We start from the raw sequence: 25,090 nt of genomic DNA on the forward strand, positions 1-25,090 counted from the left end.
TCGATAAATCAGCTCGGATATTTGCGCTTTTATATCGACTAAAGCGGGATCAACATAGCCTCCATGAACCGCGCAGGCCGGCCAACTCGCCGGCCCGGCGCCCCAAGAGGACTGATCCCATGATCGAACGCAGACCCTTCGCCCAGCTCGGCGGCGCCCACCACGGCTGGCTGAACGCCAAGCACCACTTCTCCTTCGCCGAGTACTACGACCCCGAGCGCATGAGCTGGGGCAACCTGCGCGTCTGGAACGACGACGAGATCGACCCAGGCACCGGCTTCCCGCCGCACCCGCACCGCGAGATGGAAATCATCACCTACGTGCGCCAGGGGGCGATCACCCACCAGGACAGCCTGGGCAACAAGGGCCGCACAGAGGCGGGCGACGTGCAGGTGATGAGCGCCGGCAGCGGCATCGTCCACTCCGAATACAACCTGGAGCAGGACGTGACCAGGATCTTCCAGATCTGGATCCTGCCGACGCAACGCGGCGGCACGCCGTCCTGGGGCGCCAAGCCGTTCCCCAAAGGCGACCGCGCCGGCCGCTTCGTGATCCTCGCCAGCGGCGACGAAAACGACGAAGACACCCTGCGCATCCGCGCCGACGGCCGCCTGGCCGCCGCCACCCTGAAAGCCGGCCAGAGCGCCGAATACGCCCTGGGCAGCGAACGCCGCGCCTACCTGGTGCCGGCGGCTGGCAAGGTGGAAGTCAACGGCGTGGTCCTGGAAGCCCGCGACGGCGCGGCCATCGCCGAGGAAGCGGTGGTGAAGGTGACGGCGCTGGAGGACAGCGAGGTGATTCTGGTGGATGTCGCCTGATCCCCACCTACAACGAAAAGGCACGCCTCGGCGTGCCTTTTTCGGTCCATCAACCACTGCACTTAAGGCTGATTTTGATCTGTTCGACGACCTGGTTCTGCTCCGCTTCGGAAATCCCCAGCCACAAGGGCAAACGCACCAGGCGCTCGGATTGCCGTTCAGTCACCGCCATGCTGTCGTGCACTCGACCGTAGCGCTCACCTGCCGGGGAGGCATGCAGCGGCACGTAATGGAAAACGGCCCCTATCCCCTGTCGCTTCAGATCGTCCAGCAGTTGCTCCCGACTTGCAGCGGAATCCAGTAGCACATAGTACATGTGGGCGTTGTGCTGACAGTCGGCAGGCACCACAGGGCGACGCAGGAGGCCTTCCTTCTCCAGCGGCTCGAGCAGTTCGTGATACAGCTCCCAGCATGCCAAACGCTCCTCAGTGATGCGTTCGGCTTCGTCGAGCTGCGCCCAGAGGAATGCTGCTATCAATTCGCCAGGGAGGAATGAGGACCCCACTTCCTGCCAGGTGTACTTGTCCACTTCGCCTCGGAAAAATCGGCTGCGGTCGGTCCCCTTTTCGCGAATGATCTCCGCGCGCTGGACCAGCAGCGGTTCGTTGACCAGCAATGCCCCGCCCTCTCCGGAGATGACATTCTTGGTCTCATGGAAGCTATATGCCCCAAGATCTCCAATGCTTCCCAGAGCACGTCCCTTGTAAGATGCCATCACACCCTGGGCCGCATCTTCCACGACCTTGATCTGCCGTTTATGCGCGACGGCCATGATGCTGTCCATTTCACAGGCGACACCCGCATAGTGAACCGGCACCACTGCACGGGTATGTTCAGTGATTGCCGACTCGATCAGGCGCTCATCAAGATTGAGAGTGTCCTCGCGGATATCTACGAAGACCGGCACTGCTCCGCGCAAGACAAAGGCATTGGCTGTGGAAACGAAGGTGAACGAAGGCATTATGACTTCATCCCCCGGCTGGATCTTCAGCAGCAGAGCAGCCATTTCCAAGGCCGCAGTGCAGGAATGGGTCAAGAGCGCCTTGGCCGATCGGGTGTATCGCTCCAGCCAGGCATGGCACAACTTGGTGTACTGACCGTCTCCAGAGAGATGCCCGGAAAGATGGGCATTGGCGATATTGTAAAGCTCTCGTCCGGAAATGTACGGACGATTGAATGGAAGCTTTTTCGACACGGGCTTATCCCTTGTTTCCGGTTATACATCTGGCATTGACGACAACAATGCTGCCAAGATTCTTCACGACCTTGAGTTCCAACTCTCCTCGGTGCCGTTGCATGCAGTAGTTGAGAAGATATTCTCCCTGGGCTGGAATCGGTCTATCGGCATAGCCACTGAAGTCGAGGCCTTGCGAGGACAACAGGCGTTGTACGAACCAGCCCGGTTTCTCACTTTCCAGCCGATAGGCCAGCGAAGTCGGAGCATAGGTTCCGGATGAGAGGGAGTAAAAACGAAATCCTGCGTTGTGCAGATTACGATCAAACGGCGAGTAGACATATTCATAAGGGAAATACCCCCCCCAGGTTACGATCACATCCGTACCCAACTCTTTGACGTCGCGCCGGATATCCTGGACCATCTCGTCTATCTGCTGATGCTGTTTTACTGTTTGCCAAAAGGTACTGGCTGCCAAAGAACAAAGCGCTATATATGCCAGCCACCGGCGCGTACCCCGCAACGCCGACGCCTGTGCAATCATCCACAGAAGGCAAGCACTCAACGCTGGATAATAGGCCCTGAAGACTCCTGGCCTACCTATATAACCGGTATAGAACAGACCAGCGTAAAATAAAAAAAGGCATAGCCATACTCGCAAACTACCCAATAGCGCACCGATGACCAGTCCTGCCAGCGCAAGTGGAAAAGCACGCGGATCCTGCCAAGCAGAACGGATGGATTCGATCCCCCTCCCAACGTTACGCGGCGCACTGAGTTCACCCGGCACAGCCTGGCGTAACGCCTCCATGGTCCGCGAAGAAGTCAGGTTGTCATCGACAAAGAACCAGTTCCTCAACAGGTCGAAATCATTGCTGCTCAGGTCGCTGGAAGAATGCAGGGGAAGGGTTTTCAGATAGTCCGCCAGGCCATAGTCCGTAAGCTTCACCCTTACGGCATTGAAGGCGTTGTACTTCGCCCAACTGATATCCGAATAGGACGCGCGATCGAAAGCGATTGCCGCAAGACTGGCAGCAGCAATTGCAAGGAACAGCAAGAGAAACGCCCGATCACGCAGGATACGGAGCGACAACCAGAGCGGTATCGAAACAGCAACGATGAAGAGAAACTCGTTCCATCGAATCAGATAGGACACCAGGGCCAGAATGAAGCACAGGAACAGCGCCCCGTTGCCACGTCGCTCCCGATAATCCAGCAGCGCCAGCACGGCTGCCATCCCAGCCAGCCCTGAAACAACTGTGAACTGTGGGAAGACGCACGGGTAAAAGAATACGCTGAATACCGCAACCACGGCGGCCCAGGGGCCCATGCCTCGACGGATGAGAAAATGGCAAGCCACTAGCGCAACTGTCAGCAGAACCAGATAAGTGACCAACGAATATCCGAGTAACCCGCGGACACTCGGTATGCATTGAATGAACGCCCCCCACAGGGCATTGGAGAAGATCAGATTGCGACTGGGCACGGCAATCGAGCCGAACCCTTCCACACGCATCGCCATGCCTACATCGTCATTGGTCTGCCAGTAGGGCTCCCATACCGACAATGCACTCAACAACAACACACAGAGCAGCAACGGCAACGCCAATGGCAGGGTACGCGCCCAGCGGGCAGAAACCGATATCGAATTCACGTGCGTTTTCCAGCACCGATCAGGGTATGCAATGCCGCTACGGCACCGCCGATCAGGGCAAGCGCCACACGATTGAGATACATCAGGAAAGCGAGCAACACAGCGTCCGCGACTGGCACGCCGACTCTTCCCAGCAACCAGACCATCACACCTTCCCGAACGCCTATCCCCCCCAGTGAAATGGGTAATACAGTCGACAGATAGATGATTGGAATGACTACTAGGCAGAGTGCCAGGGGCAGTTCCAGTGCCATGACATGCGCGAAGTAATAGAAAACCAGAATATCTGCGGCCTGGAACAAAGTGCTAAGCAGCAAAGTAGACAACAACGTCCCCGACGGGAGACTCCATAACTTCTGGTAGAGCACCACCAATCTGTCCAGATGCTGGCTGACGAACCTGCTACCAAGCCATTTCAGCAACATCGGGGCAGCACTCAACGCCACGATGAAAACCAATAGCGAGGCCACAATCGTCGGAGCAATCAAGAGTGCCTCCGAACCCAGCTTGCGACTAAGGACATCGTTCAGCGCAAGCACGCCCAGCGAACCGACCAACGCCACACCACAGAGTCCCAGTCCGCGTTCGATGGCCACGGAAGCCAGAACCCTGGGTAGAGCCCCACGCTGGCGCGCCGCACACAGCGCTACCCGCACAGCATCCCCCCCCAGCACACCGGGCAGCATGACACCGTAGAAGGTGCCCACCAGATACAGATAGAGAGCACTCGAAGATCGCAGGACAATACCTAAAGCGGCAAGAACCAGGCGCCAACGATTGGCAGCCATGACCAGCCCCACGAGAAGAATCAATGGCCCGGGCCAAAGACGATAAAGGCTCCCATCGCGCAGCAGCGAGGCGACAGCCGACCAATCGAGAAAACGAATGAGGTAGACGACCACGGCAACAGAGAAGCTTGCCTGGAAGAGAACCAGCCACATACGACGAGACATCAACAATCCGTCAGCTCTGATAGTTTCGGTTCAATAGGACTTCCAGTGCCTCAGCATCAGGAGCCGAACTCAATAGATCGAAGTGTCGCTGAATATCATCGGCTGACCAGTCCCACCACTGCAGCTCTTCCAGCTTCCGGATGATCGCTGCCGGGAAGCGATACTTCACCACCCTGGCTGGCGCTCCAACCACCACGGCATAGGGCTCAACGTCAGCCGTAACTACGGCATTGGCTCCAACGACAGCGCCGTTACCTATGCGTACTCCGCGACAGACCACTGCACCCGCGGCTATCCAGACATCGTGCCCGATGCTCAACGGTTTACTGAAACGGTCATAAGGAGCTTCCGTCGTGAAGGGACGAAGTCGATCTTGATCGTTGTACAGAAATGAGTGCTGAACGATGCGCGAGTGATCGTGCTCAGCACCACCGATACTAACGTTCCATGAAATAGAACAGAAACTGGCAATATTGGCATGCATGATCACTGTATTCATGCCGGTATAGGAATGTCGCCCAAGACTTGCATGAAACAAATGATTAGAGCGATCTATCCTGACCTGGCTGGCCAACTGGCTGAAGTCGATACGGGAGAAACTTCCGACTGAAACATACTCGGCCAAGGTAGACATCTTGATTCGTGCGCCAGCATACACCGTGGCCGATGGGTGTATTGTGCTATCAATATTATGATAATCCATATTTTTCCGCTTCCCGTTTATCGCGTAGCGTCATGGCAATATCATCAGCTGCTGCTTGCAGAGTCCAAGCCGGGGCCCAGTCAAACTCTCGACGAAAACGCGAGCTATCCATCAGCGAATGCTCCAGCGTCTTGTCCATATTCTGCGCCTCGCTTACCCTATATTCCCGACCAAATGCGTGAAATATTTTCAGGGCAACCTGTTTAAGTGACGGACACTCCCCCGACCCCAGATTAAAAACACCGCTGCCCGGCCTAAGCAATACGGCCTCAACGGCGGTAGCGATATCCTTGACATAAAGATACTCTCGCAGAATACCTGTAACTGTGAGGACCACTGGCTCGTCGCGGTAAGCTTTGCGAATAAAGGTTGCAATGGCACTACTTGGGTACTCGCCTAGGCCGAACACCTGGGCCAAACGAAGGGAGACGACATTAAGTCCGCGCCGCACGAAGTAGTCTGCAGTCAGTTCAGAATGCCATTTGGCCAATGCATAAGGTGACTCCGGAGCAGGCACTTGGCTCTCGCACCACGGCGCAGGCAGCCGCCCATAGACACCTCGGGTAGAAATCAATACAACCTGGTGGAGCGCACACCGTTCCGCGCAGAGCAGCACCTGGTAATCCAGATGCGCATTGCCCAAAACATCGGAATCGATCCCCCCCTTGGGTCGACTGGCAGCCAAATGTACCAAGCCGTCCATCCCCACCAAATGTTGCTGCAGGGATGCGGCAGAATAGTCGGTCGCGATATAGGTCACTCCCGGTATTCGCTCGTTGGGCATCGTACGCGACAGGGCGAACACCATGTGATGCGGGCTGAGCAACTCAACCAAGTGTTTGCCGACGAAACCACTAGCACCGGTGATGGCAAGCTTCATGGACTAAAGTTCTCCCATAACGATCTGATAGCCGCACTTCTCCATGACCCCGTTGGTGCTCCGAACGTACTCGCCAGGTGCGTAATAGAATTCGACATGAACGGCATCAGGATGCGCATCGACCAAGGCGAAGCTCTCGCCGGGCGGCTGACAAAAGAACTCCAGATAGGCTGGCCGGACGCTCAAGGTAGCGGGCATGGTGACCGTCCGCCCTTGCAGCCGCTTGATGCAACCATCCAGCAGATCGACACCGGTGCTGGCCAGAATCAGGCGCCACAGATGGCAGCCATCCAGTCGCGGGGCGACCTCGATCAAATAGGGAAGGTCTCCATTCATCTTGATCTGAAAATACAGCGGTCCTTCCTGTATACCCAATTGCGCCGCTGTCCGTAGTACCAGTTCACGAACTGCCTCTTCCGCCCTATCCGAGAAGCTGGCTGGAAGGATGTGTCGGCGAATGATGCCGCCATCGAACTGGGCCCAGGACTCCCGCTCGGAAGGGAGGAAGAAGACCATCTCCCCCTCGGCGAAGAAGGCATTCACGGATATCTCTCGCCCTTCGATTTTCTGCTCGACTATGACGCGACCGGAACGGGAGAAGCCGACCGCCGCGGCAAAAGCCGTCGGTATCTGCGCGTACGCCGACACACTGCAAACACCCCGCTGCCCCTGACTGTCGACTGGCTTGAGCATCGCCGGCAAGGGCACGCTGGTCGCCTGGTTCGCATGCTCCAGCACCTCGAACTCCAGCGATCCGGGCAAGCCCTGCAAGTGATGCCGCAACAACCCCTTGTTGTTACAAGTCACCGCAACCTCTTCACTGACCAGCCGCGGCAAATGAAGTTGCTCCGCCACGTACCCCACCGTAGGCATGGCAACATCAGACCCGACGGAGTAGATCTGATCCACGGCATGGTCGCGTGCATAGCGCAGGACGGAATCTCTATCGGTAATGTCTACCTGAGCGAAATGCCGTGCATGGATTCGACCTGGGCCAGCCGTGGTATTGCTCAATGCATGCGTTTCAAATTCGCCCGGCAAACGCGCCAACAGATCAGCCTGCGCTGCACCAACTCCCAGTACCAGAAATCTTTTAGTCACTCCAAGCCCTCATCCATCCGTCCTAGCGCTGGCTACCACCATCATAGCCCCCATGCAGCTCGGCTTCAGTAACGCTCGTCTGCCTGCGCACGAAGTACTGGGGAGTGGCATTGACCCGCTGGAGAATCCGCAAAACATATTCACCGATCACCGCAAAGGCGAAGAAGTTGAAACCGGAGAGGAACAGCAACAGCAAGGTTGTTGTCATCCAACCAGGAACTGCAATACCGCCCAGAAAATACCGGCATAGCAGGTAGGCGGAGAACAGCACGCTGAAGATGATCCCGAAACCACCGATCACCCCAAGAAGACGAAGGGGAAGAACGGACTGCCCGATGAAGTTGCTCATCGTTGCCCGCAGCAGGCGCGACAAGGTATACCCGCTTTTACCTTCCCGACGGGGATAGTGCGGAACAATGACATTGACAATACGCCGCGTTACCGAATTTAGCATAACGCCTAAAACAGGATTCAATGCCCGTAGCTCAAGCAAAGCATCAACCACCGGCCGCCGAATGGCTCGAAAACTGGTAAACCTCAAATCCCGCGGTTTCCCCAGGAACAGCGCATTCATTTCATTTACCAAGTGGCTCCCCAAGCGCCGAAACAAACTATGCTGCTTTTCGGCTGGCACCCCCATTACGACGTCTACATCACTTTCCAGCCCCCTCAGTAAAAGTGGGATATCCTCCGGTGCACTTTGTAGATCGTCGTCAATGGTCACTACAACCTGACCACGCGAATGAGCCATGCCGCACAAAGTGGCACTGCCTTGACCGAAGTTGCGCATAAGCTGAATAGCAGTAGTATGAGAATCCTTTTCGGCAAGCGCCTGTAGGATAGCCCACGTATTGCCGGGTCCACAATCATCAACAAAAACGATCTCATAACTCGTCCCCTGCGTCTTCAACGTCTCTATCAGGCGTTCATGAAGCTCGCGAAGGGTAAGTTCCGAACCATAAACTGGAACAACGACACTATACGCGACAAAGTCATTCACTTTTAAACCTCTCAAATACTCCTCGCAGGGCATGAAACAAAAACATATCAATCCTCGCCAGAAAAATCCTTAGCTACGAACACACGACAAGACGGACAACGAGCATCGGAGCCAGGTAAAGCGTGGAAATTTTCCACTACATACTCATATATATGCGGATTAGTATTTCTAAACCTCAGTTCCTCACGACCATCCAGAGGAAGGTCGACAATAATTATCACACCTGGATTCGCCGCTTTGATTCGCTCAATTTCCTCTTGCTCAAAATCGACCCCACGCGACCACAGGGCGTAGTTCGCCCAAAGTGGAGACTTGACACCAAGCAGCGCATAGGCGCCCGGCCAATACGGAGTCGCTATAAATGCGCGATGCTCTCCTGAATACTTTTCAGCAAGATCCAATATGAGCTGGACATTTTTTGCAGTCGCAGAATCCACTTCCAACTTATCGCCAGCTACCACTAGCTTGTCGCATCGGTTATCTCCACTACAGTTCCAACCTGGCTGATTGGCTCCGACACCGATTAGACTAATCGCCAATAGCCCCAATAGCAAAAGCCCCCTCCTCTTCCCATTCTGTCGGAAGATCAGGAGTAAGCAACCTATAAGCAGAGGGAAAATCCCTTGAGAAAGATGACCTACATCCGCACGTGAATAAGCATAGTGCGCGTAAGGTAGCGACAAGAAAGCAGCACCTACAAAAACCGGCGGAACGGCCCTACCTCTCAGTCTTTCAAGAAAAACCCACAGAAGAGAAAGGCCCCCAAATATCAATAAAGAAACAAAAAGAACACCAACCAAAAACGCTCGCAGGCTGTCCAACCAAAATGACGTGGAAAAATCAACAAGCCATGGCCAGGGAATAGGGAGAGGGAGGTTCGTTGAGCCTCGGGAAATCTGAAATTTCACTCCATTTAAAAATGCATCCTCAAAACCAGGAACGAAGAGAATCAAGAAAAGCATAGGAGCGTATCCCACCACAACGCCTACGCACCAAGAAGAAATTTTCTTTACTGCAGCCTCTCTCGCCCCCTCCCCAATTAATAACCAAGCCATTACAGCCACGCTCGCCACAGCCCCATACACTCCGTGGTTACGCCCTAAAAAAGCAATCAATCCGACCCCAACTCCCGCCCCAAAATAGTGACGAGGAGTTCTGGAGCCCGCAAGACATGCCAATATCCCGACCAGAAATATCGAAATGGAAATATCAAACAACTTATGACGCGGAAACATCCAAAGCACAAAAACAGCTGCAGCAAACAGGAGAACGACCCCATCTACGCTCCTCAAGCGGGGACGAGACCGAGCGATTAGATATACCCCACAGAACAGCCCAAAAAATTGAAAAATAGAAACTGCCACACGAAGAAAGACTATTCCATCTCCCCCCATCATGGACATCACCGCCGCCGACCAGTAATAACGCCCCGGATCATATGACATAAAGTCTTTGAGCGGCACTTCCCCCAACATAGTCCGCTGAACGCCATACCACAGGAAACCCTCATCCCACAGATTCAAGCCTCGATGGCCAAACCACAAGAATGCCACCAAGACAAAGAGCAGAGATACCGCCCCACTCCACGTAAATTGTCTAAATAAATCGCTTCTTTGCCCTACGAGCGCCTTCAATCCATAACCCTCAAAAGTAAACATAAAAATATTTTATATATAAAGCAGCGCCCATGTAAGGCATAAAAAACCCAGCCGAATGGCTGGGTTCTCTAATAGCTGGTGGACCGAAGGAGGATCGAACTCCCGACCTCCGCATTGCGAACGCGGCGCTCTCCCAGCTGAGCTATCGGCCCGATAGGGTAGGAATCTAACCCAGGCATTATCTGCAGGCAACGATGGCACTGTCGGAAAAAATGGATACCCGCTCAGCACCAATTCAGCGCTTGCGGCACAGCCCCATGCCGTCGCCCAGCGGCAGCAGCGAATAGTCCACCCTCGCGTCGCTTTTCAGTGCCAGGTTCAGTTGCTGGATGGCGCGGGTGTCGGCGCTTTGCGGGTTGGCTTCGAGTACCCGGCCGCTCCACAGCACGTTGTCGAAGATCGCCAGGCCGCCCTGGCGCAGCAGGGCCAGGGCATGTTCCAGGTAGCGTGGGTAGTTGGCCTTGTCGGCGTCGATGAAGGCGAGGTCGAAGCTGTCCGCCTGGCCTTCCCTTTCCAGGCCGGCCAGGGTGTCCAGCGCGGGGCCCAGGCGTAGTTCGATGCGGCTTTCGACGCCAGCGTCGCGCCAGTAGGACTGCGCCGTGGCGTTGTAGTCGCCGGGCAGGTCGCAGCAGAGGATGTGGCCGTCTTCAGGTAGCGCCTCGGCCATGCACAGGGCGCTGTAGCCGGTGAAGGTGCCCACTTCGAGGATGCGCCGGGCGCCGGTCAGCTTGACCAGCAGGGCGAGGAACTGGCCCTGCTCGGGGGCGATCTGCCAGCGCGCCGTGGGCAGGGCGGCGGTTTCCTCGCGCAGGCGCGCCTTCAGCGGGGTGTCGCGCAGGGAGGTGTCGAGCAGGTACCGGTAGAGCGCGTCGTCGAGGTTGAGCGTGCGGGTGGTCATGGGCCCTCCTGGAGATCAGGGGTGGAGGGCGAGGCTCTGTACCGCGAGGACGCGCTTGGCTTCCAGGAAGGCCCGCTGCCAGTAGGGGCTGTCCAGGCTGTCCAGGCGCACGGTCCCGCCCGTTCTGGGCGCATGCACGAAGCGCCCCTCGCCAACATAGATACCCGCATGGCTGACGTTGCGTCCACCGTTGGTGGCGAAGAACACCAGGTCGCCGCTCTGCAGGCCTTCGCGGCCGACCACGGGGGCGCGCATGCCGATCATCTCGCGGGTGGAGCGCGGCAGTTGCAGGCCGGTGGCGTCGCGGTAGACGTAGCCGATCAGGCCGCTGCAGTCGAAACCGCCATCCGGGGTGTTGCCGCCCCAGCGATAGGGCGTACCCACCAGGCCGATGGCGCGGATCAGCACGTCGTCCGCAGCCTGGGAATCGCTGAAGTTGTTCGAGGGCGCGTAGACCACCGGCGGCGGCGCGGGCGGCGTATGGCTGGCGCAGGCGGCCAGCAGGGAAACGAGTGCGAGGGAGATGATGCGGAGGGAGGTATGCATGTGATGGCATCCCCTGTTCAGGAATGCCATCACTTTGCACCGTCAAACGCTTAAGCGCAATACTTAAAGTAAAACTTTAAGATTAGCGCGTTACCGTCTGTTGCGCCTGGTAACCCGGCTCCAGGACGCGCTTGGCTTCCATGTAGCTCAGGCGCCAGTAGCTGTCGTCCAGGTTGTCCACCCGTACACCACCGCCACGGCGGCTGGCGGAGTGGATGAACTGGCCATCGCCGATGTAGATGCCGGCGTGGCTCACACGTCCGCGACCACGGTTGTTGAAGAAGATCAGGTCGCCCGGTTGCAGGTCTTCCTTGGAGACCAGCGGGACGTCCATGGTGATCATCTCGCGCGTGGAACGCGGCAGCTTGATCCCAGCCTCTTCGCGGAACAGATAGCCGACGAAGCCGCTGCAATCGAAACCGGTTTTTTCCGAACGGCCCCCGAAGCGATACGGCGTGCCGATCAGTTCGAATGCGCGATCCAGAATGCTGGAAACCCGCCCTGACGGGTTCCCGTTATCATTTCCTGCCCCCTCGTCTTCTACATCCGCCAGCGTTGCCTGATGGTGGTCAATCTGAGCCCAGCTGCGGGTGGCCTGCTCTACGGCGACCTGCTGTTGACCCGGCTGGGACTCTGGCGAATGGCTGGCGCAAGCGGCCAGCAGCAAGACGAAACTCATGGGCACGAGGGGTGCGAAGCGTCTAAGCATGGGCACGACCGTGTCTCATTAGTTCCATTAGCGCGCTAATTTGCCCGCTCGATCGAGCCGATGCAAGTTTTTTATCGCGAAATGTGACCTATCAGTTGCGGCAGAATGTCTAAGGCTCGTCCTGCAATTTTTACATCGACCCTCGAACTGAGGTCGGTCGGCGCCGGATTCACCTCGGCGACGAAGCCGCCGGCGGCCCGGGTGCGCAGCACCGGCTCGACGATGTAGGGGAAGCTCGCCGTGGTCCCCACCAGCAGCACCACGTCGAAGCCCTTGCGCAATTCGCCGTAGAGGCTGTCGATCGCCGCCTCCGGCAACATCTCCTCGAACAGCACCACCGGCGGCCTCAGTACACCGCCACAGACCGCGCATCGCGGTGGCAGCGGACGCTGCAGGTGCTCCTCCAGCTCATCGCTCTCGGCCCCGCAGGACTGGCAGAACAGCGGCCGCAGTTCGCCGTGGATCTCGATCAGCCGTTCCATCGGCGAACCGGCACGGCGGTGGAAACCGTCGATGTTCTGCGTCAGCACCCAGCACTCCGGCTTGCGCCGCTGCAGTTCGGCGATGGCCTCGTGGCCGGCGTTGGGCGCTGCCGCGAGGCAGGCCCGGCCGAGTTGCGCCAGGTACTTCCAGCACAGCGCCGGGTCGCGCCGCAGCATGGGCCCGGAGATGGCCTGCTCGATGGCGATGCCCTCCTCGGTCACGCCGTTGTACAGGCCGCCCAGGCCACGGTAGGTGGGCATGCCGGAATCCGCCGAGAGGCCGGCGCCGGTGATCACCAGGATGCGTTCGGCGACCTGCACGGCTTGGACGAGCGCGGCCATTGATGAGTCCATGGGCGGGTTCCTGTCAGGCCGGAGTGTCGCCGGCGGGTGGGTGCTGTACGGCCAGGCGCTGCAGGCGCCCCAGCAGTGTCGTCCGTGGGATGCGCAGGCTGGCGGCGGCCTGCGAGAGGTTGCCCCGCGCCCGGCGCAAGGCCTCTTCTATCAGCTTGCGCTCCTGTTCCGCCAGCCTCTCGCGCAGGCCCAGCGCCGGCGGCTCGTCTCCGGCCACCGCCATGCCCCGTGGCTCCTCGTCGGCGAAGACCACTTCGTCGAGCACCGGTCCGCCCTGGCCATGCAGCAGCAGGCTGCGGCGGATCACGTTCTCCAACTGGCGCACGTTGCCCGGCCAGGCGCAGGCCTGCAGGCGCGCCAGGGCCCGCGGCCCCAGGGCCGTCACCCGCGAGTTCAAGCTGCGCGCGTCGCGGCGCACGAAGGCCCGGGCCAGCAGCTCGACGTCAGCGGGGCGCTCGCGCAGCGGCGGAATGCTCAGGCAACCGACCTCCAGCCGGTAGTAGAGATCCTCGCGCAGGCGCCCCTCGGCGATCGCCTGGCGCGGCGCCTGGTTGCTCGCAGCGACCAGGCGCACGTCCGCGCGCAACGGCCGCAGACCGCCCAGCGGCAGATAACTGCCGTCCTGCAGCACGCGCAGCAGCTTGCTCTGCAGGGCCATGGGCATGGAGTTGATCTCGTCGAGGAACAGTGTGCCGCCTTCGGCCAGGGCGAACATGCCCTTGCGGTTCTCGGCGCCGGTGAAGGCGCCGCGGGTGGTGCCGAACAGGGTGCTCTCCAGCAGTGTCTCGGGGATGGCCGCGCAGTTCAGGCTGATCATCGGGCCGCTGCGCCGCGGGCTGAGGGCGTGGGCGCGGCGGGCGAAGAGTTCCTTGCCGGTGCCGGTCTCGCCATGGATCAGCAGTGGCAGGTCGGTCGCGGCGAAGATGTCCAGGCGCTGCAACTGCCGCTGCAGGCCGGGGGTGACGCTGAGGATCGGCGGGCAGTCCGGCTCGTCGTCCGTTGCGGCGCATTCCGCCACCACCTCGCCCACCTCCATCGCCCCGAGCAACTGGCCGCCGCGGCCGTGCAGCGGGATCGCCCGGTGCCGGTACTGCAGCAGCTCGCCGCCGGCACCGACATAGGCCTGCAGCGTGTCGATGGATGGCCGCTCCTGGGCCAGGCAGCGCAGCAAGGTGCTCTGTTCCGCCTGCAGCCAGGGCGCGCTCTGCAGCACGTGCATGCCCAGCGCCTGCCGCGGGTCGAGGCCGTCGAGCAGGCCGCTGGCCTGGTTGTAGTAGACGAAGCGCCCCTGGGTGTCGACCACCGTGACCGGTTGCCGCAGCCCATCGAAGATCGGCGCCAGGCTGTCCACCAGCCAGCGCAATTCGTCCTTTTCCGTAGGAACCGTCGCATTCTCGACAATAGCCATGGCAGCCCAGCCCTTTATATCCGTCGGATTTTCGACAACCGTTCCAGTTTCGACGAAAACGCGCGAGCCCGCCCCGCTGCGGGTCAACGCCAGGCCAGGAAAACCGTCCGCGGCGCGCCGACCCGCCTGGCGCACGCCTTGCAACACGGCAAGCATCCACCTGCAAGAGGAAATGCCATGTTCAAGCACATCATCGCCCGCACCCCGGCCAGCAGCCTGGTCGACGGCCTGACCTCCAGCCACCTGGGCAAACCGGACTTCGCCAGGGCCCTGGAGCAGCACAACGCCTACATCCGCGCGCTGCAGACCTGCGACCTGGACATCACCCTGCTGCCGCCGGACGGGCGCTTCCCCGACTCGGTGTTCGTCGAGGACCCGGTGCTCTGCACCCCGCGCTGCGCCATCATCACCCGTCCCGGCGCCGAGTCGCGGCGCGGCGAGACCGCAATCATCGAGGAGACCATCCAGCGCTTCTATCCGGGCAAGGTCGAGCGCATCGAAGCACCCGGCACGGTGGAGGCCGGCGACATCATGATGGTCGGCGAGCACTTCTACATCGGCGAATCGGCGCGGACCAACGCCGAAGGCGCCCGGCAGATGATCGCCCTCCTCGCCAAGCACGGCTTCACCGGCTCGGTGGTGCGCCTGGAGAAGGTGCTGCACCTGAAGACCGGGCTGGCCTACCTGGAACACGGCAACCTGCTGGCTGCCGGCGAGTTCATCGACAAGCCGGAGTTCCAGCACCTGAACATCGTCGAGATCCCCGAGGAGGAGGCCTACGCGGCCAACTGCATCTGGGTCAACGAACGGGTGATCATGCCCGCCGGCTACCCGCGCACGCGGCAGAAGATCGCCGACCTCGGCTACCGGGTGATCGAGGTCGACACCTCCGAGTACCGCAAGATCGACGGCGGCGTCAGCTGCATGTCCCTGCGCTTCTGAACGGCCGCTCCAGCGGCGGGCCTGCCGGCCCGTCGCGCCGGCACGGGCCCCCTCCCCTGCGTCGGCGTCATGCGTGGCGGCAAGTGCCGCCACGCCACCGGTTGCCGTTTCGGAGGCGCAAGATGTCGATTTCGGATAAAGGAAAACTCGGCCTGCCGGCGCTGACCGCCCTGGTGGTGGGCGGCATCATCGGCAGCGGTATCTTCAGCCTGCCGCAGAACATGGCCGAAGGCGCCGGCGCCGGGGCCATTCTCATCGCCTGGGGCATCACCTTCGTCGGCATGCTGACGCTGACGCGGGTCTTCCAGTGGCTGTCGACCACCTGCCCGGAACTGGACGACGGCGTCTACGGCTACGCCCGCGAGGGCTTCGGCGAGTACCTGGGCTTCAATGCCGCCTGGGGCTACTGGATTTCCGCCTGGGTCGGCAACGCCGGCTACCTCGTCGTGCTGTTCAGCGCCCTGGGTTCGTTCGGCGCGCTGGCCTTCTTCGGCGACGGCACCACCTGGCCGGCGCTGCTCGGCGAGCTGGCGGTGCTCTGGCTGATGCACGCCTTCGTCCTGCACGGGGTGCACAACGCGGCCATCACCAACGCCATCGTCACCCTGGCCAAGGTGGTGCCCATCGCTCTGTTCATCCTCTGCGTCGCCCTGGCCTTCCGCGTCGAGGTGTTCCGCCTGGACTTCTGGGGCAGCCCGGCGCTGGGCAGCGTCACCCGCCAGGTGGAAACCACCATGCTGTACACCGTGTGGGTCTTCCTCGGCATCGAAAGCGCCACCGTCTATGCCAGCCACGCGCGGCGCGCGGCCGACGTCAGCCGGGCCACCCTGCTCGGTTTCGTCATCACCCTGCTGTTGCTGGTCTGCGTCTCGGTGCTGTCGCTGGGGGTGGTGCCGCAGCACGAGCTGGCGCAGATGAAGAACCCGTCGATGGCCCAGGTGATGGCCGCGGCCGTGGGCCCCTGGGGCGCCACGCTGATCAACGCCGGCCTGATCGTTTCGGTGGGCGGCGCGCTGCTGGCCTGGACCATGCTGGCGGTGGAGATGCTCTACCTGGCCAGCCGCGGCGAAGGGCACACCGCGCCGGCGCTGTTCGGCAGGACCAACGACGTGGATACGCCAGCCCCGGCGCTGTGGCTGACCAACGCGCTGATCTCGGCGCTGCTGCTGGTCGCCTTCCTCAACGCCTCCGGCTACAACGCGCTGATCCAGCTGGCCACCTCGATGGCGCTGATCCCCTACCTGTTGTGCGCCGGCTTCTGCCTCAAGCGCGTGCTGCGGCAGCCGAGCCCGGCGCTGCTGGCGATGGCGACGCTGGGCACGCTCTACGGCGTCTGGCTGCTGTATGCCGCCGGCCTGAAGTACCTGCTGCTGTCGATGATTCTCTACGCCCCGGGGCTGGGCTTCTTCGTCCACGCCCGGCGCCAGCGCGGCCTCACGGCCTTCGGCAACACCGGGGAGCGGGCGCTGGGCGCGCTGGTGCTGGCCCTGGCGCTGGCCGCGCTGTGGATGGTCGGCAGCGGCCGCCTGGGGCTCTAGTGGTTGACGGTGTACGACAGCATCATCGAGAGCTGGCACAGCGACCGCCCGCTCTGCTCGTGCCAGGTGTTGAAGGCGGCCTGCACGGCGGCGAGGTCCTTCTGGCTGGTGGGCGCCTTGTCGACGATCTCCTGGGCCTTGAGCGCGGCGACCACGTCGTCGCTGGGGATGAAGGTGTCCTTGCCGGCCATGCGCAGGAAGCGCGGCGCCGACAGGCCGCCGAGCTGGTTGCCGCGCTTGGCCAGCAGCTTCCACAGGCCGACGATGTCGGTCACCGGCCAATCCGCCAGCAGCTTGCCGAAGCTGCCATGCTCATGGGCGATGTCGAGGATCATCTGGGCGTTGCGCGGCACGCTCTTGAGCTTGCCCAGGTGGCGGATCAGGCGGGTGTCCTGCATCAGGTTCTCCAGGCGCTCGCCGCCCATGAGCACCACCTTCTGCGGGTCGAAGCCGAAGAACACTTCCTCGAAGGCCGGCCACTTGGCGTCCACCAGGCTGTGCTTGAGGCCGGCGCGGAAGATGCGCAGGCTGATCAGCGACAGGTAGCGGTCATCGCTCACCGCGGCCAGTTCGGCCGGGCTCTTGGGCTGCGGCAGGCGCGCCTCCAGCGCCGCCGCCGAGCCGAAGCGGTTCAGGCAGTATTCGTGCAGCCATTGGTAGTCGCGCATCGCCCTTCCTTTATTACAGGTTCATCACGTCGACGAAGCGCGGCGTGGCGGTGTCGTCGATACGCAGGCTGGCGAAGTCGAACAGGTTGCGGTCGGCCAGTTGCGAGGGCACCACGTTCTGCAGGGCGCGGAACATGATCTCGGTGCGGCCGGGGGTCTTGCGCTCCCATTCCAGCAGCATTTCCTTGACCACCTGGCGCTGCAGGTTCTCCTGCGAACCGCAGAGGTTGCAGGGGATGATCGGGAATTCCTTGAGCACCGAGTAGGCCTCGATGTCCTTCTCGTTGCAGTAGGCCAGCGGGCGGATCACCACGTTGCGGCCGTCGTCGGACAGCAGCTTGGGCGGCATGGCCTTGAGGGTGCCGCCGTAGAACATGTTGAGGAAGAAGGTCTCGAGGATGTCGTCGCGGTGGTGCCCCAGCGCCATCTTGGTCGCGCCGATTTCGTCGGCGTAGGTGTAGAGGGTGCCGCGGCGCAGGCGCGAGCACAGCGAGCAGGTGGTCTTGCCCTCGGGGATCTTCTCCTTCACCACCGAATAGGTGTCCTTCTCGATGATGTGGTACTGCACGCCGATGGACTCCAGGTAGGCCGGCAGCACGTGCTCGGGGAAGCCGGGCTGCTTCTGGTCCATGTTCACCGCGACGATCTCGAACTGGATCGGCGCGACCTTCTGCAGGTACAGCAGGATGTCGAGCAGGGTGTAGCTGTCCTTGCCGCCGGACAGGCAGACCATGACCTTGTCGCCGTCCTCGATCATGTTGAAGTCGGCGATGGCCTCGCCGACCTGGCGGCGCAGGCGTTTCTGCAGTTTGTTCTGGTTGACCGAAAGGGTGCTGGCCATGGTGCTGTGGAATCCGGGGGGAAGACGAAAAGCTGGTTATTTTACGCGCACCCCGCCTTCATCGGTAGCCTGATGCTAGGCTCATGCCCATGACTCCCGACCTCGACGCCCGCCTCGACCTCGCCGGGCAGTTGCTCGAACTGCTGCGCGAGGCCCCTGAAGGCCTTTCCGAATATCAGTTGATCCAGCAGCTGAAGGCGCGGCATTCCACCCATGTCCCGCACCTGCCGCTGCTGGACAAGCTGGTGCTGTTCCGCACCCACTTCCTGGTGTTCAACGCCCTCTACCGCCTGCGCGATAAGCTTTGCGCCGACGAGGCCGGCTTCCTGCAGATCGGCCCGCTGCAGATCCGCCTGCTGCCCTGGCAACCCGGCGCGCCGGGCCTGGTGGAGAGCGACCCGCTGCGCGACTACTACCTGGACGAAAGCAACCTGCGCGACACCACCGAGCGCGACGTGGAGAAGCTGCTGGAAAGCTTCTGGACGCGCATGCAGGGCGACGGCGAGAAGGCCGCCGCGCTGGCCCTGTTCGAGCTGGAGGACGGCCCGGTGGACTACGCGCTGATCAAGCTGCGCTACCGCCAACTGGTCAGCCAGCACCACCCGGACCGCGGCGGCAGCACCACGCGCCTGCAGTCGATCAACAAGGCGATGGAAATTCTCGAGCGCTATTACAGCCGCCCATGAAGCTCCGATTTGCTCTAACCCCAGGCAGGACGCGGCCTTCGGGGCTTTCCTATACTGCGACACAAGGTCGCACGAGTCTGACGGGCACCGGAAGGCGCTGGCCATGCGTCCCCGGCGCGGCGCTGGGAGGCGGCCTGCATAATAACGAGGAGGTTGCCGAGATGATCCATCATGTGTGGGGGCTCTTCACCCATCCCGATCAGGAATGGCAGGAAATCCGCGGCGAAGAAGAAAGCATCAGCCACATGTACCTGACCCATGTGCTGATATTGGCTGCCATCCCGGTCATCTGCGCCTACATTGGCACCACCCAGGTGGGTTGGGTGCTGGGCAGCGCAGGGCCGGTCAAGTTGACACCGGCGAGCGCGATCCAGCTCACCGTGCTCACCTACGTGGCGATGCTCGCCGGCGTCGCCGTCATGGGCGCCTTCATCCACTGGATGGCGCGCACCTACGACGCCACTCCGAGCATGACCCAGTGCATCGTGTTCGCCGCCTACACGGCGACCCCGCTGTTCATCGGCGGCGTGGCCGCGCTCTACCCGCACCTGTGGCTGGGCATGGTCATAGGCACCGCGGCGATCTGCTACACGGTCTACCTGCTGTACGTCGGCATCCCGACCTTCATGAACATTCCCAAGGACGAAGGCTTCCTGTTCTCCAGCTCGGTGCTGGCGGTGGGCCTGGTGGTGCTGGTGGCGATGATCGCGCTGTCGGTGATCCTCTGGGGGAGCGGGGTGGGGCCGGAATATACCTGAGGCTTGACTGGCGAATGCAGACCGGGCCCTGGGGGCCCGGTTTTCGTTTGTGGGGGGTCGGTTTCTGGCTTGGCTCAGGAGCGTTGTCGAAGTCCGCAACCCTCTCCCCAGCCCTCTCCCTGAAGGGAGAGGGAGCTTGTCCGTACCGGCTGATGGGCATGGTTTCAACCTGAACCTTCGCCTCCAACTGACGCCGAAACACCCAACCTCACCGAACGGCCCCCTCTCCGGGAGAGGTGTGCCAAGCCAAACAGGAATAACAGGGAAACTCCCTTCGCGAGCAAGCTCGCCCCCACAAGATGCAGGAAGAGCACCGTCGTAGGATGGCGTTGAGCGAAGCGATACCCATCACCACCGCCGCATGGGTTTCGCAGGCTCAACCCATCCTACGAAGAGCGCCTCGGCGCAGCCTGCAGCCAGCCTTGCCTGAAACTCCACCCCGCTTGCCCGAACCTGCACGGCAGACGAGCGGCCTGCACAACGCCAGCGCCTGCGGCATAATCGGCAGCCGTCGGAGAAAACACTGTATGCCCGAACAGCTCAACGCCCGTGTCGAAGCCTGCTACCAGTTGGCGGAAAGCTTCTTCCAGCGCCGCTTCCCGCGCCCGGAAGTGAGCTTCCGCCTGCGCGGGCAGAAGGCCGGGGTCGCGCATCTGGACGAGAACCTGCTGCGCTTCAACCCCCAGCTCTACCGCGAGAACCGCGAGCACTTCCTCAAGCAGACCGTGGCCCACGAGGTCGCGCACCTGATCGCGCACCAGATGTTCGGCCCGCGCATCCGCCCCCACGGCGAGGAGTGGCAACTGATCATGCGTGGCGTCTATGGCCTGCCGCCGGACCGCTGCCACACCTACGAGATCAAGCGGCGCCGCGCCACGCGCTACATCTACCGCTGCCGCTGCGACGAGAACCCCGACTTCCCCTTCTCCGCCCAGCGCCACAACCTGGTGGCCCAGGGCCGCCGCTACTACTGCCGGCGCTGCCGCACCACCCTGGTGTTCACCGGGGAAGTGGTCCGCGAGTAGCTTCAGCCCACCGCGCCCGCGGCCTTAAGCGCCGCCACCTGCTCGTCGCTGTAGCCCAGTTCGGCCAGGACCTCGGCGCTGTGCGCGCCCGCCGCCACGCCTATGTGCTTCGGCGCCGGCAGGCCGGCGGAGAAGCGGATCGGGCAGGCCATCTGCCGCTGGCTGCGGCCATCGCCGCGGGGCACCTCGGTGACCAGGCGCCGGGCCTGGATCTGTGGGTGCTCCACGGCTTCGGACAACGGCAGCATCGGCTCCACGCAGGCGTCCACGGCGGCGAAGCGTTCGCACCAGTCGGCGAAATCGCGCTTCTCGAACTCGATGGCGATCTCGCGCTTGAGCAGTCGCTGGTCCTCGGCCTTGGGCGACAGGCCGCGCGCGGCCAGTTCCGGGCGACCGATGGCGGCGCAGAACTGCTGCATGAACTGCGGCTCCAGGCTGCCGACCGAGAACCAGCGGCCGTCACGGGTGCGGTAATAGTCGTAGAAGCTGCCGCCGTTCAGCGCCTGGGCTTCCATGCCCGGCTCCACGCCGCAGGCCAGGTAGCCGGCGCCGGCCATGCCGTTCAGGCTGAAGGCGCAGTCGGTCATGCTGATGTCCACCTGCTGGCCTTCGCCGGTCTGCTGCCGGTGGATGACTGCCGCGAGCAAGCCCATCACCCCGTGCAGCGAGCCGCCGGCGATATCCGCCAGTTGCACGCCCAGGGGCAGCGGGCCGGTGTCGCGGCGCCCGGTGTAGCTGGCCACGCCAGCCAGGGCCAGGTAGTTGATGTCGTGCCCGGCGCGGTCGCGGTAGGGCCCGGTCTGGCCGTAGCCGGTGATGGAGACGTAGATCAGCTTCGGGTTGATCGCCTTGAGCGCCTCGTAGCCCACCCCCAGCTTGTCCATGACGCCGGGGCGGAACTGTTCCAGGACGATGTCGTACTCGCGCACCAGTTGCTTCACCACCTCCACCGCCTCGGGACGCTTCAGGTCCAGGGCGATGCTGCGCTTGTTGCGGTTGAGGTAGGCGTGGCTGGCCGAGACGCCGTCGTCATGGGGCGGCAGCACGCGCACCAGGTCCATGCGCGTGGGCGATTCCACCCGCAGCACCCGGGCGCCCATGTCGGCCAGCAGCAGCGAGGCGAAGGGCCCCGGCAGCAGGGTGGAGAAGTCGAGGACTTTCAGCGAGGCGAGCGGGCCTTTCATGGGAACTCCTGGGTCTGGTTTTCCGCGCCCCCGCGTTCGCGGGGGCCCAGTGAAGCAGCCGCGCCTCAGAGCTTCATGCCGCGGCTGATGATCTCCTTCATGATCTCCGAAGTGCCGGCGAAGATGCGCTGGATGCGCGCGTTGGCGTACATCCGGCAGATCGGGTATTCCCACATGTAACCCCAGCCGCCGTGCAGTTGCACGCCCTCGTCGACCACCTTGCCGAGCAGTTCGGTGGTGAACAGCTTGGCCTCGGCGGCCACCTCGGGGCTGAGCTTCTTCTGGTTGTGGTCCATCACGCAACGGTCGGTGAACACCTGGGCCACGTCCACCTGGGTGCGCATCTCGGCGAGCTTGAAGCGGGTGTTCTGGAAGTGCGCGATGGGCCGGTCGAAGGCCTTGCGCTCCTTCACGTAGTCGAGGGTGGCCTGCAGCGCCGCCTCGGCCCCGGCCACCGCGCCGCAGGCGTTGGTCAGGCGTTCCTGGGCGAGCATGTTCATCAGGTAGTAGAAGCCGCCCTTGGCGTCGCCCAGCAGGTTCTCCTTGGGCACCTTCACGTCGTTGAAGAACAGTTCGGCGGTGTCCTGGCTCTTCATGCCCAGCTTCTTCAGGTTGCGCCCGCGCTCGAAGCCGGGCATGCCGCGCTCGACCAGGAACAGGCCTATGGCGTGCTTGTTGTTCGGGTCGGTCTTGGCCGCGACTATCACCAGGTCGGCCAGCAGGCCGTTGGAGATGAACACCTTGGAGCCGTTGAGGACGTAATGGTCGCCCTTGTCCACGGCGCTGGTGCGCATGCCGGCCAGGTCGGAACCGGCGGCAGGCTCGGTCATGGCCACCGCGAGGATGGTCTCGCCGCGGATGATCCCGGGCAGGAAGCGCGCCTTCTGCTCGGGGCTGCCGTACTCGGCGATGTAGGGCCCGCACAGCGCCGAGTGCAGCGGGATCATGAAGCCCGGCTCGTTGATGCGCGCCAGCTCCTCGCACATGATCTGCTCGTAGCGGAAGTCCTTCAGCCCGGCGCCGCCGTACTCCTCGTCGGCCCAGGGCAGCAGGAAGCCCTGCTCGCCGGCCTTCAGCCAGACGCTGCGGTCGACCACCCCGGCCTCTTCCCAGGCCTCCTGGTGCGGCACCACTTCCTTGGCGAGGAAGGCGGCGAAGGCATCGCGGAACAGGTTGTGCTCGGTCTCGAAGTGTATGCGCTGCATGCTGGCGAATCCTGGTCGGTGGAAGTGCCGGCAGGTTAGGTGCCAGCCCCGCCACGCCTCAATGACGGCAGCGCTCAGCCTGGATTGACGCTTTCGGTCAAGCGCCATGCCTGGACGGCAGCCAGCATTGACGGTGCGCCGAGGCGCCCTTCGCAGGATGGGTTGAGCGTGCGAAACCCATCGGGCCATGCTGATGGGTATCGCTTCGCTCAATGCCATCCTACGGGTCTTGTGTTTGCCGGAGGGCGTAGGAGCGGACCTTGTCCGCGATAGCCGGAGGTATCGGCGCGGATCGCGGATGAGATCCGCTACGCTGCCCCAGCCGCGCCGCCCCCCTGTAGGAGCGCGCCCTGCGCGCGAATCGCGGGCAGGGCCCGCAGCTGGGAAATCGCGGTGTTCCCCCTGTAGGAGGACTCCGTCCGCGATGGGCGGTTCGGCGGATAAAAAAAGCCCCGCCAGGCGGCGGGGCTCAAACCATAGGAGTGACGTCTTGCTTCAGCCCGCCATTACCACAGCGGCATGGTGTAGCTGAGGATCAGGCGGTTCTCGTCGGCCTTGTTGGACGAGGCGCTGTTGCGGGCGAAGTCGCTGCGGGTGGTCGCGTTGCGCCACTTGATGCCGAAGCCCTTGAGCGCGCCTTCCTGGACGACGTAGGCGATGTCGGTGTCGCGTTCCCATTCCTTGCCGTCGTCGCCGCTGGCGTTCAGCAGGTCGACGTTGTCGCCCTTCACGTAGCGGGTCATGAAGGTCAGGCCGGGGATGCCGAGGCCGGCGAAGTTGTAGTCGTAGCGGGCCTGCCAGGACTTCTCGTCCTTGTTGGCGAAGTCCAGGATCTGGATGTAGTTCACCAGGTAGGGGTCGGTGCCGTTGATGTAGGCGAAGCCGGTGTCGCCGCTCATCTTCTGGTAGCCGACGCCGAAGGCGTGGTAGCCCAGGTTGTAGGTGACCATGGCGTTGAACGCCTTGTTGTCGACATTGCTGCCGCCGTCATCGGTGGACTTGGCCCAGCGGACGTCGGACTTCAGCGACTGGCCTTCGGCGATCGGCAGGGTCCAGCCGAGGGTCAGGTAGTGCTGCTTGTAGAAGTCGTCCAACTGGCCGTAGTGGTAGCCGGTGCTGAAGTTCTTGGTCCAGTTGTAGGTGGCGCCGGCGTAGTCGAACTCGTTGGTGGTGTTGCCGCTGCGCACGGTGATGTTCTTCTTGCCGCCGGTGGTGACGGTCATTTCCTCGTAGTTGGAGGAGTCACGGCGGTTGGTCTGGTTCAGGCGGCCGGCGTCGAAGTTCAGGCCTTCGAGCTGGGTGGAGTTGACCGCACTGCCCACGAAGAGCTGCGGCAGCAGGCGGCTGTCGTTGGTCACCACGACCGGCAGCTTGGGCGTCAGGGTGCCCATCTTCAGGGTGTTTTTCTCGTAGCGCAGCTTGAGGGTCGCGCCGCCCTTGCTGAAGTCGTCCGGCGCGTCGCCGTCGGCGGTCTTCGGCAGCAGGCCGGTGCCGGTGCGGTCGGCGCTGGAGTCCAGCTTCAGGCCCAGCGCGGCGATGCCGTCGACGCCCACGCCGATGGTGCCGTCGGTGTAGCCCGACTCGAATTTCAGGATGAAGCCCTGGCCCCACTCCTCCTGCTTGCTCTGCTGCGCCTGGGTGGAGCTGCGGAAATCGCGGTTGAAGTAGAAGTTGCGCAGTTCAACGTTGGCCTTGCTGTCCGAAATGAAGTCGGCGTGAGCGACTGCGGGTACGACAATGCTGGCGCCGAGCACGGCCTGCGCCAGGCCGCCCATGGCAAAACCGGCGTAGTTCTTACGGATCATCAGGATTCCCCTTATGGTGTTTTAAGCGTTGAACACGCTGAGCGCCTGGCATGCAGGGCGCGGCCCCCATGGTCTCGCGCAGCCGTTTGGCGGCTCTTCT

General features: G+C 62.0%; 24 protein-coding genes and 1 tRNA gene. 6 read left to right on the forward strand and 19 right to left on the reverse strand.

Going from position 1 to position 25,090, the window contains the following annotated elements; all coding sequences use genetic code 11:
• Nucleotides 1-119: 119 nt before the first annotated feature.
• Complete coding sequence (locus PM1_RS22715; protein ID WP_009618465.1) at nucleotides 120-818, forward strand: pirin family protein; 699 nt, start codon at nucleotides 120-122, stop codon at nucleotides 816-818.
• Between the two features lie 49 nt (nucleotides 819-867).
• Here the strand turns inward: PM1_RS22715 and rffA are convergent, their stop codons facing one another.
• The 14 genes from rffA to PM1_RS22785 form a co-directional block, all read right to left on the reverse strand.
• A complete protein-coding gene (gene rffA, locus PM1_RS22720; RefSeq protein ID WP_024128230.1) occupies nucleotides 868-2,013 on the reverse strand; it encodes a dTDP-4-amino-4,6-dideoxygalactose transaminase in 1,146 nt (381 codons plus the stop codon).
• 4 nt (nucleotides 2,014-2,017) lie between these two features.
• A complete protein-coding gene (locus PM1_RS22725) occupies nucleotides 2,018-3,646 on the reverse strand; it encodes a hypothetical protein (RefSeq protein WP_024128229.1) in 1,629 nt (542 codons plus the stop codon).
• A complete protein-coding gene (locus tag PM1_RS22730) occupies nucleotides 3,643-4,599 on the reverse strand; it encodes a lysylphosphatidylglycerol synthase transmembrane domain-containing protein (RefSeq protein WP_009618468.1) in 957 nt (318 codons plus the stop codon). The genes PM1_RS22725 and PM1_RS22730 overlap by 4 nt, the downstream gene beginning before the upstream one ends.
• A gap of 10 nt (nucleotides 4,600-4,609) precedes the next feature.
• Complete coding sequence (locus tag PM1_RS31160) at nucleotides 4,610-5,233, reverse strand: CatB-related O-acetyltransferase (protein WP_161788513.1); 624 nt, start codon at nucleotides 5,231-5,233, stop codon at nucleotides 4,610-4,612.
• 55 nt (nucleotides 5,234-5,288) lie between these two features.
• Nucleotides 5,289-6,182 carry an NAD-dependent epimerase/dehydratase family protein gene (locus PM1_RS22740; RefSeq protein ID WP_009618471.1) on the reverse strand — a complete coding sequence of 298 codons (894 nt, stop codon included), beginning with the start codon at nucleotides 6,180-6,182 and terminating at the stop codon, nucleotides 5,289-5,291.
• Nucleotides 6,183-6,185: 3 nt separating this feature from the next.
• The gene (locus PM1_RS22745) at nucleotides 6,186-7,091 is read right to left on the reverse strand and encodes an ATP-grasp domain-containing protein (protein WP_052058987.1); all 906 of its coding nucleotides are present in this window, start codon (nucleotides 7,089-7,091) and stop codon (nucleotides 6,186-6,188) included.
• Nucleotides 7,092-7,305: 214 nt separating this feature from the next.
• Nucleotides 7,306-8,283: a glycosyltransferase family 2 protein gene (locus tag PM1_RS22750; RefSeq protein WP_161788512.1), complete on the reverse strand. Its 978-nt coding sequence runs from the start codon at nucleotides 8,281-8,283 to the stop codon at nucleotides 7,306-7,308.
• A gap of 47 nt (nucleotides 8,284-8,330) precedes the next feature.
• Nucleotides 8,331-9,941 carry a hypothetical protein gene (locus PM1_RS22755; protein WP_202964460.1) on the reverse strand — a complete coding sequence of 537 codons (1,611 nt, stop codon included), beginning with the start codon at nucleotides 9,939-9,941 and terminating at the stop codon, nucleotides 8,331-8,333.
• 76 nt (nucleotides 9,942-10,017) lie between these two features.
• Nucleotides 10,018-10,093: transfer RNA gene (locus PM1_RS22760), tRNA-Ala, on the reverse strand.
• 83 nt (nucleotides 10,094-10,176) lie between these two features.
• Nucleotides 10,177-10,839 (reverse strand): class I SAM-dependent methyltransferase, encoded by a 663-nt coding sequence (locus PM1_RS22765; RefSeq protein ID WP_009618475.1) that lies wholly within the window; start codon nucleotides 10,837-10,839, stop codon nucleotides 10,177-10,179.
• A 15-nt stretch (nucleotides 10,840-10,854) separates the two neighbouring features.
• On the reverse strand, nucleotides 10,855-11,385 hold the full coding sequence (locus PM1_RS22770) for a C40 family peptidase (protein ID WP_009618476.1): 531 nt from the start codon (nucleotides 11,383-11,385) through the stop codon (nucleotides 10,855-10,857).
• An 82-nt stretch (nucleotides 11,386-11,467) separates the two neighbouring features.
• Nucleotides 11,468-12,100 carry a C40 family peptidase gene (locus tag PM1_RS22775; protein WP_089391873.1) on the reverse strand — a complete coding sequence of 211 codons (633 nt, stop codon included), beginning with the start codon at nucleotides 12,098-12,100 and terminating at the stop codon, nucleotides 11,468-11,470.
• A 65-nt stretch (nucleotides 12,101-12,165) separates the two neighbouring features.
• Complete coding sequence (locus tag PM1_RS22780) at nucleotides 12,166-12,930, reverse strand: NAD-dependent deacylase (protein ID WP_009618478.1); 765 nt, start codon at nucleotides 12,928-12,930, stop codon at nucleotides 12,166-12,168.
• Nucleotides 12,931-12,943: 13 nt separating this feature from the next.
• Nucleotides 12,944-14,338, reverse strand: coding sequence for a sigma-54 interaction domain-containing protein (locus PM1_RS22785; protein ID WP_009618479.1), 1,395 nt, complete (start codon nucleotides 14,336-14,338; stop codon nucleotides 12,944-12,946).
• A gap of 177 nt (nucleotides 14,339-14,515) precedes the next feature.
• Here PM1_RS22785 and ddaH point away from each other — a divergent pair, with 177 nt between their 5' ends.
• Together ddaH and PM1_RS22795 are read left to right on the forward strand one after the other, a co-directional pair.
• Nucleotides 14,516-15,280 (forward strand): dimethylargininase, encoded by a 765-nt coding sequence (ddaH, locus tag PM1_RS22790; RefSeq protein ID WP_009618480.1) that lies wholly within the window; start codon nucleotides 14,516-14,518, stop codon nucleotides 15,278-15,280.
• A gap of 122 nt (nucleotides 15,281-15,402) precedes the next feature.
• Complete coding sequence (locus PM1_RS22795) at nucleotides 15,403-16,818, forward strand: basic amino acid/polyamine antiporter (protein WP_009618481.1); 1,416 nt, start codon at nucleotides 15,403-15,405, stop codon at nucleotides 16,816-16,818.
• Here the strand turns inward: PM1_RS22795 and PM1_RS22800 are convergent.
• On the reverse strand, nucleotides 16,815-17,486 hold the full coding sequence (locus tag PM1_RS22800; RefSeq protein WP_009618482.1) for a DNA-3-methyladenine glycosylase I: 672 nt from the start codon (nucleotides 17,484-17,486) through the stop codon (nucleotides 16,815-16,817). The genes PM1_RS22795 and PM1_RS22800 overlap by 4 nt on opposite strands.
• 13 nt (nucleotides 17,487-17,499) lie before the next feature.
• Nucleotides 17,500-18,327, reverse strand: a complete 828-nt coding sequence (gene ttcA / locus PM1_RS22805) for a tRNA 2-thiocytidine(32) synthetase TtcA (RefSeq protein ID WP_009618484.1) — start codon at nucleotides 18,325-18,327, stop codon at nucleotides 17,500-17,502.
• A gap of 89 nt (nucleotides 18,328-18,416) precedes the next feature.
• Here ttcA and PM1_RS22810 point away from each other — a divergent pair, with 89 nt between their 5' ends.
• The 3 genes from PM1_RS22810 (at nucleotide 18,417) to PM1_RS22820 (ending at nucleotide 20,796) form a co-directional block, all read left to right on the forward strand.
• The gene (locus PM1_RS22810) at nucleotides 18,417-19,013 is read left to right on the forward strand and encodes a DNA-J related domain-containing protein (protein WP_009618486.1); all 597 of its coding nucleotides are present in this window, start codon (nucleotides 18,417-18,419) and stop codon (nucleotides 19,011-19,013) included.
• A 161-nt stretch (nucleotides 19,014-19,174) separates the two neighbouring features.
• Nucleotides 19,175-19,771, forward strand: coding sequence for a Yip1 family protein (locus tag PM1_RS22815; RefSeq protein WP_009618488.1), 597 nt, complete (start codon nucleotides 19,175-19,177; stop codon nucleotides 19,769-19,771).
• A gap of 527 nt (nucleotides 19,772-20,298) precedes the next feature.
• The gene (locus PM1_RS22820; RefSeq protein ID WP_009618490.1) at nucleotides 20,299-20,796 is read left to right on the forward strand and encodes a SprT family zinc-dependent metalloprotease; all 498 of its coding nucleotides are present in this window, start codon (nucleotides 20,299-20,301) and stop codon (nucleotides 20,794-20,796) included.
• A 2-nt stretch (nucleotides 20,797-20,798) separates the two neighbouring features.
• Here PM1_RS22820 and PM1_RS22825 read toward each other — a convergent pair whose 3' ends face one another.
• The 3 genes from PM1_RS22825 to PM1_RS22835 form a co-directional block, all read right to left on the reverse strand.
• A complete protein-coding gene (locus PM1_RS22825; protein ID WP_009618492.1) occupies nucleotides 20,799-21,980 on the reverse strand; it encodes a CaiB/BaiF CoA transferase family protein in 1,182 nt (393 codons plus the stop codon).
• Nucleotides 21,981-22,045: 65 nt separating this feature from the next.
• Complete coding sequence (locus PM1_RS22830; protein ID WP_009618494.1) at nucleotides 22,046-23,185, reverse strand: acyl-CoA dehydrogenase family protein; 1,140 nt, start codon at nucleotides 23,183-23,185, stop codon at nucleotides 22,046-22,048.
• A gap of 506 nt (nucleotides 23,186-23,691) precedes the next feature.
• Complete coding sequence (locus PM1_RS22835) at nucleotides 23,692-24,990, reverse strand: OprD family porin (protein ID WP_009618496.1); 1,299 nt, start codon at nucleotides 24,988-24,990, stop codon at nucleotides 23,692-23,694.
• Between the last annotated feature and the right edge of the window lie 100 nt (nucleotides 24,991-25,090).

Origin of the sequence: Pseudomonas sp. M1 (assembly GCF_022760135.1) — a bacterium.
In the GTDB taxonomy this organism is placed as follows: Bacteria; Pseudomonadota; Gammaproteobacteria; order Pseudomonadales; family Pseudomonadaceae; genus Pseudomonas; species Pseudomonas citronellolis.

Bases quoted from the DNA above. Each gene is read 5' to 3' on its own strand.
- PM1_RS22715 (WP_009618465.1), top strand. From the start codon at position 120: ATGATCGAACGCAGACCCTTCGCCCAGCTCGGCGGCGCCCACCACGGC.
- PM1_RS22730 (WP_009618468.1), bottom strand. From the start codon at position 4,599: ATGTCTCGTCGTATGTGGCTGGTTCTCTTCCAGGCAAGCTTCTCTGTT.
- PM1_RS22810 (WP_009618486.1), top strand. From the start codon at position 18,417: ATGACTCCCGACCTCGACGCCCGCCTCGACCTCGCCGGGCAGTTGCTC.
- PM1_RS22825 (WP_009618492.1), bottom strand. From the start codon at position 21,980: ATGAAAGGCCCGCTCGCCTCGCTGAAAGTCCTCGACTTCTCCACCCTG.
- PM1_RS22820 (WP_009618490.1), top strand. From the start codon at position 20,299: ATGCCCGAACAGCTCAACGCCCGTGTCGAAGCCTGCTACCAGTTGGCG.
- PM1_RS22780 (WP_009618478.1), bottom strand. From the start codon at position 12,930: ATGGACTCATCAATGGCCGCGCTCGTCCAAGCCGTGCAGGTCGCCGAA.
- ddaH (WP_009618480.1), top strand. From the start codon at position 14,516: ATGTTCAAGCACATCATCGCCCGCACCCCGGCCAGCAGCCTGGTCGAC.
- PM1_RS22765 (WP_009618475.1), bottom strand. From the start codon at position 10,839: ATGACCACCCGCACGCTCAACCTCGACGACGCGCTCTACCGGTACCTG.
- PM1_RS31160 (WP_161788513.1), bottom strand. From the start codon at position 5,233: ATGTCTACCTTGGCCGAGTATGTTTCAGTCGGAAGTTTCTCCCGTATC.
- PM1_RS22830 (WP_009618494.1), bottom strand. From the start codon at position 23,185: ATGCAGCGCATACACTTCGAGACCGAGCACAACCTGTTCCGCGATGCC.
- PM1_RS22770 (WP_009618476.1), bottom strand. From the start codon at position 11,385: ATGCATACCTCCCTCCGCATCATCTCCCTCGCACTCGTTTCCCTGCTG.
- ttcA (WP_009618484.1), bottom strand. From the start codon at position 18,327: ATGGCCAGCACCCTTTCGGTCAACCAGAACAAACTGCAGAAACGCCTG.
- PM1_RS22835 (WP_009618496.1), bottom strand. From the start codon at position 24,990: ATGATCCGTAAGAACTACGCCGGTTTTGCCATGGGCGGCCTGGCGCAG.
- PM1_RS22815 (WP_009618488.1), top strand. From the start codon at position 19,175: ATGATCCATCATGTGTGGGGGCTCTTCACCCATCCCGATCAGGAATGG.
- PM1_RS22785 (WP_009618479.1), bottom strand. From the start codon at position 14,338: ATGGCTATTGTCGAGAATGCGACGGTTCCTACGGAAAAGGACGAATTG.
- PM1_RS22795 (WP_009618481.1), top strand. From the start codon at position 15,403: ATGTCGATTTCGGATAAAGGAAAACTCGGCCTGCCGGCGCTGACCGCC.
- PM1_RS22755 (WP_202964460.1), bottom strand. From the start codon at position 9,941: ATGTTTACTTTTGAGGGTTATGGATTGAAGGCGCTCGTAGGGCAAAGA.
- PM1_RS22740 (WP_009618471.1), bottom strand. From the start codon at position 6,182: ATGAAGCTTGCCATCACCGGTGCTAGTGGTTTCGTCGGCAAACACTTG.
- PM1_RS22800 (WP_009618482.1), bottom strand. From the start codon at position 17,486: ATGCGCGACTACCAATGGCTGCACGAATACTGCCTGAACCGCTTCGGC.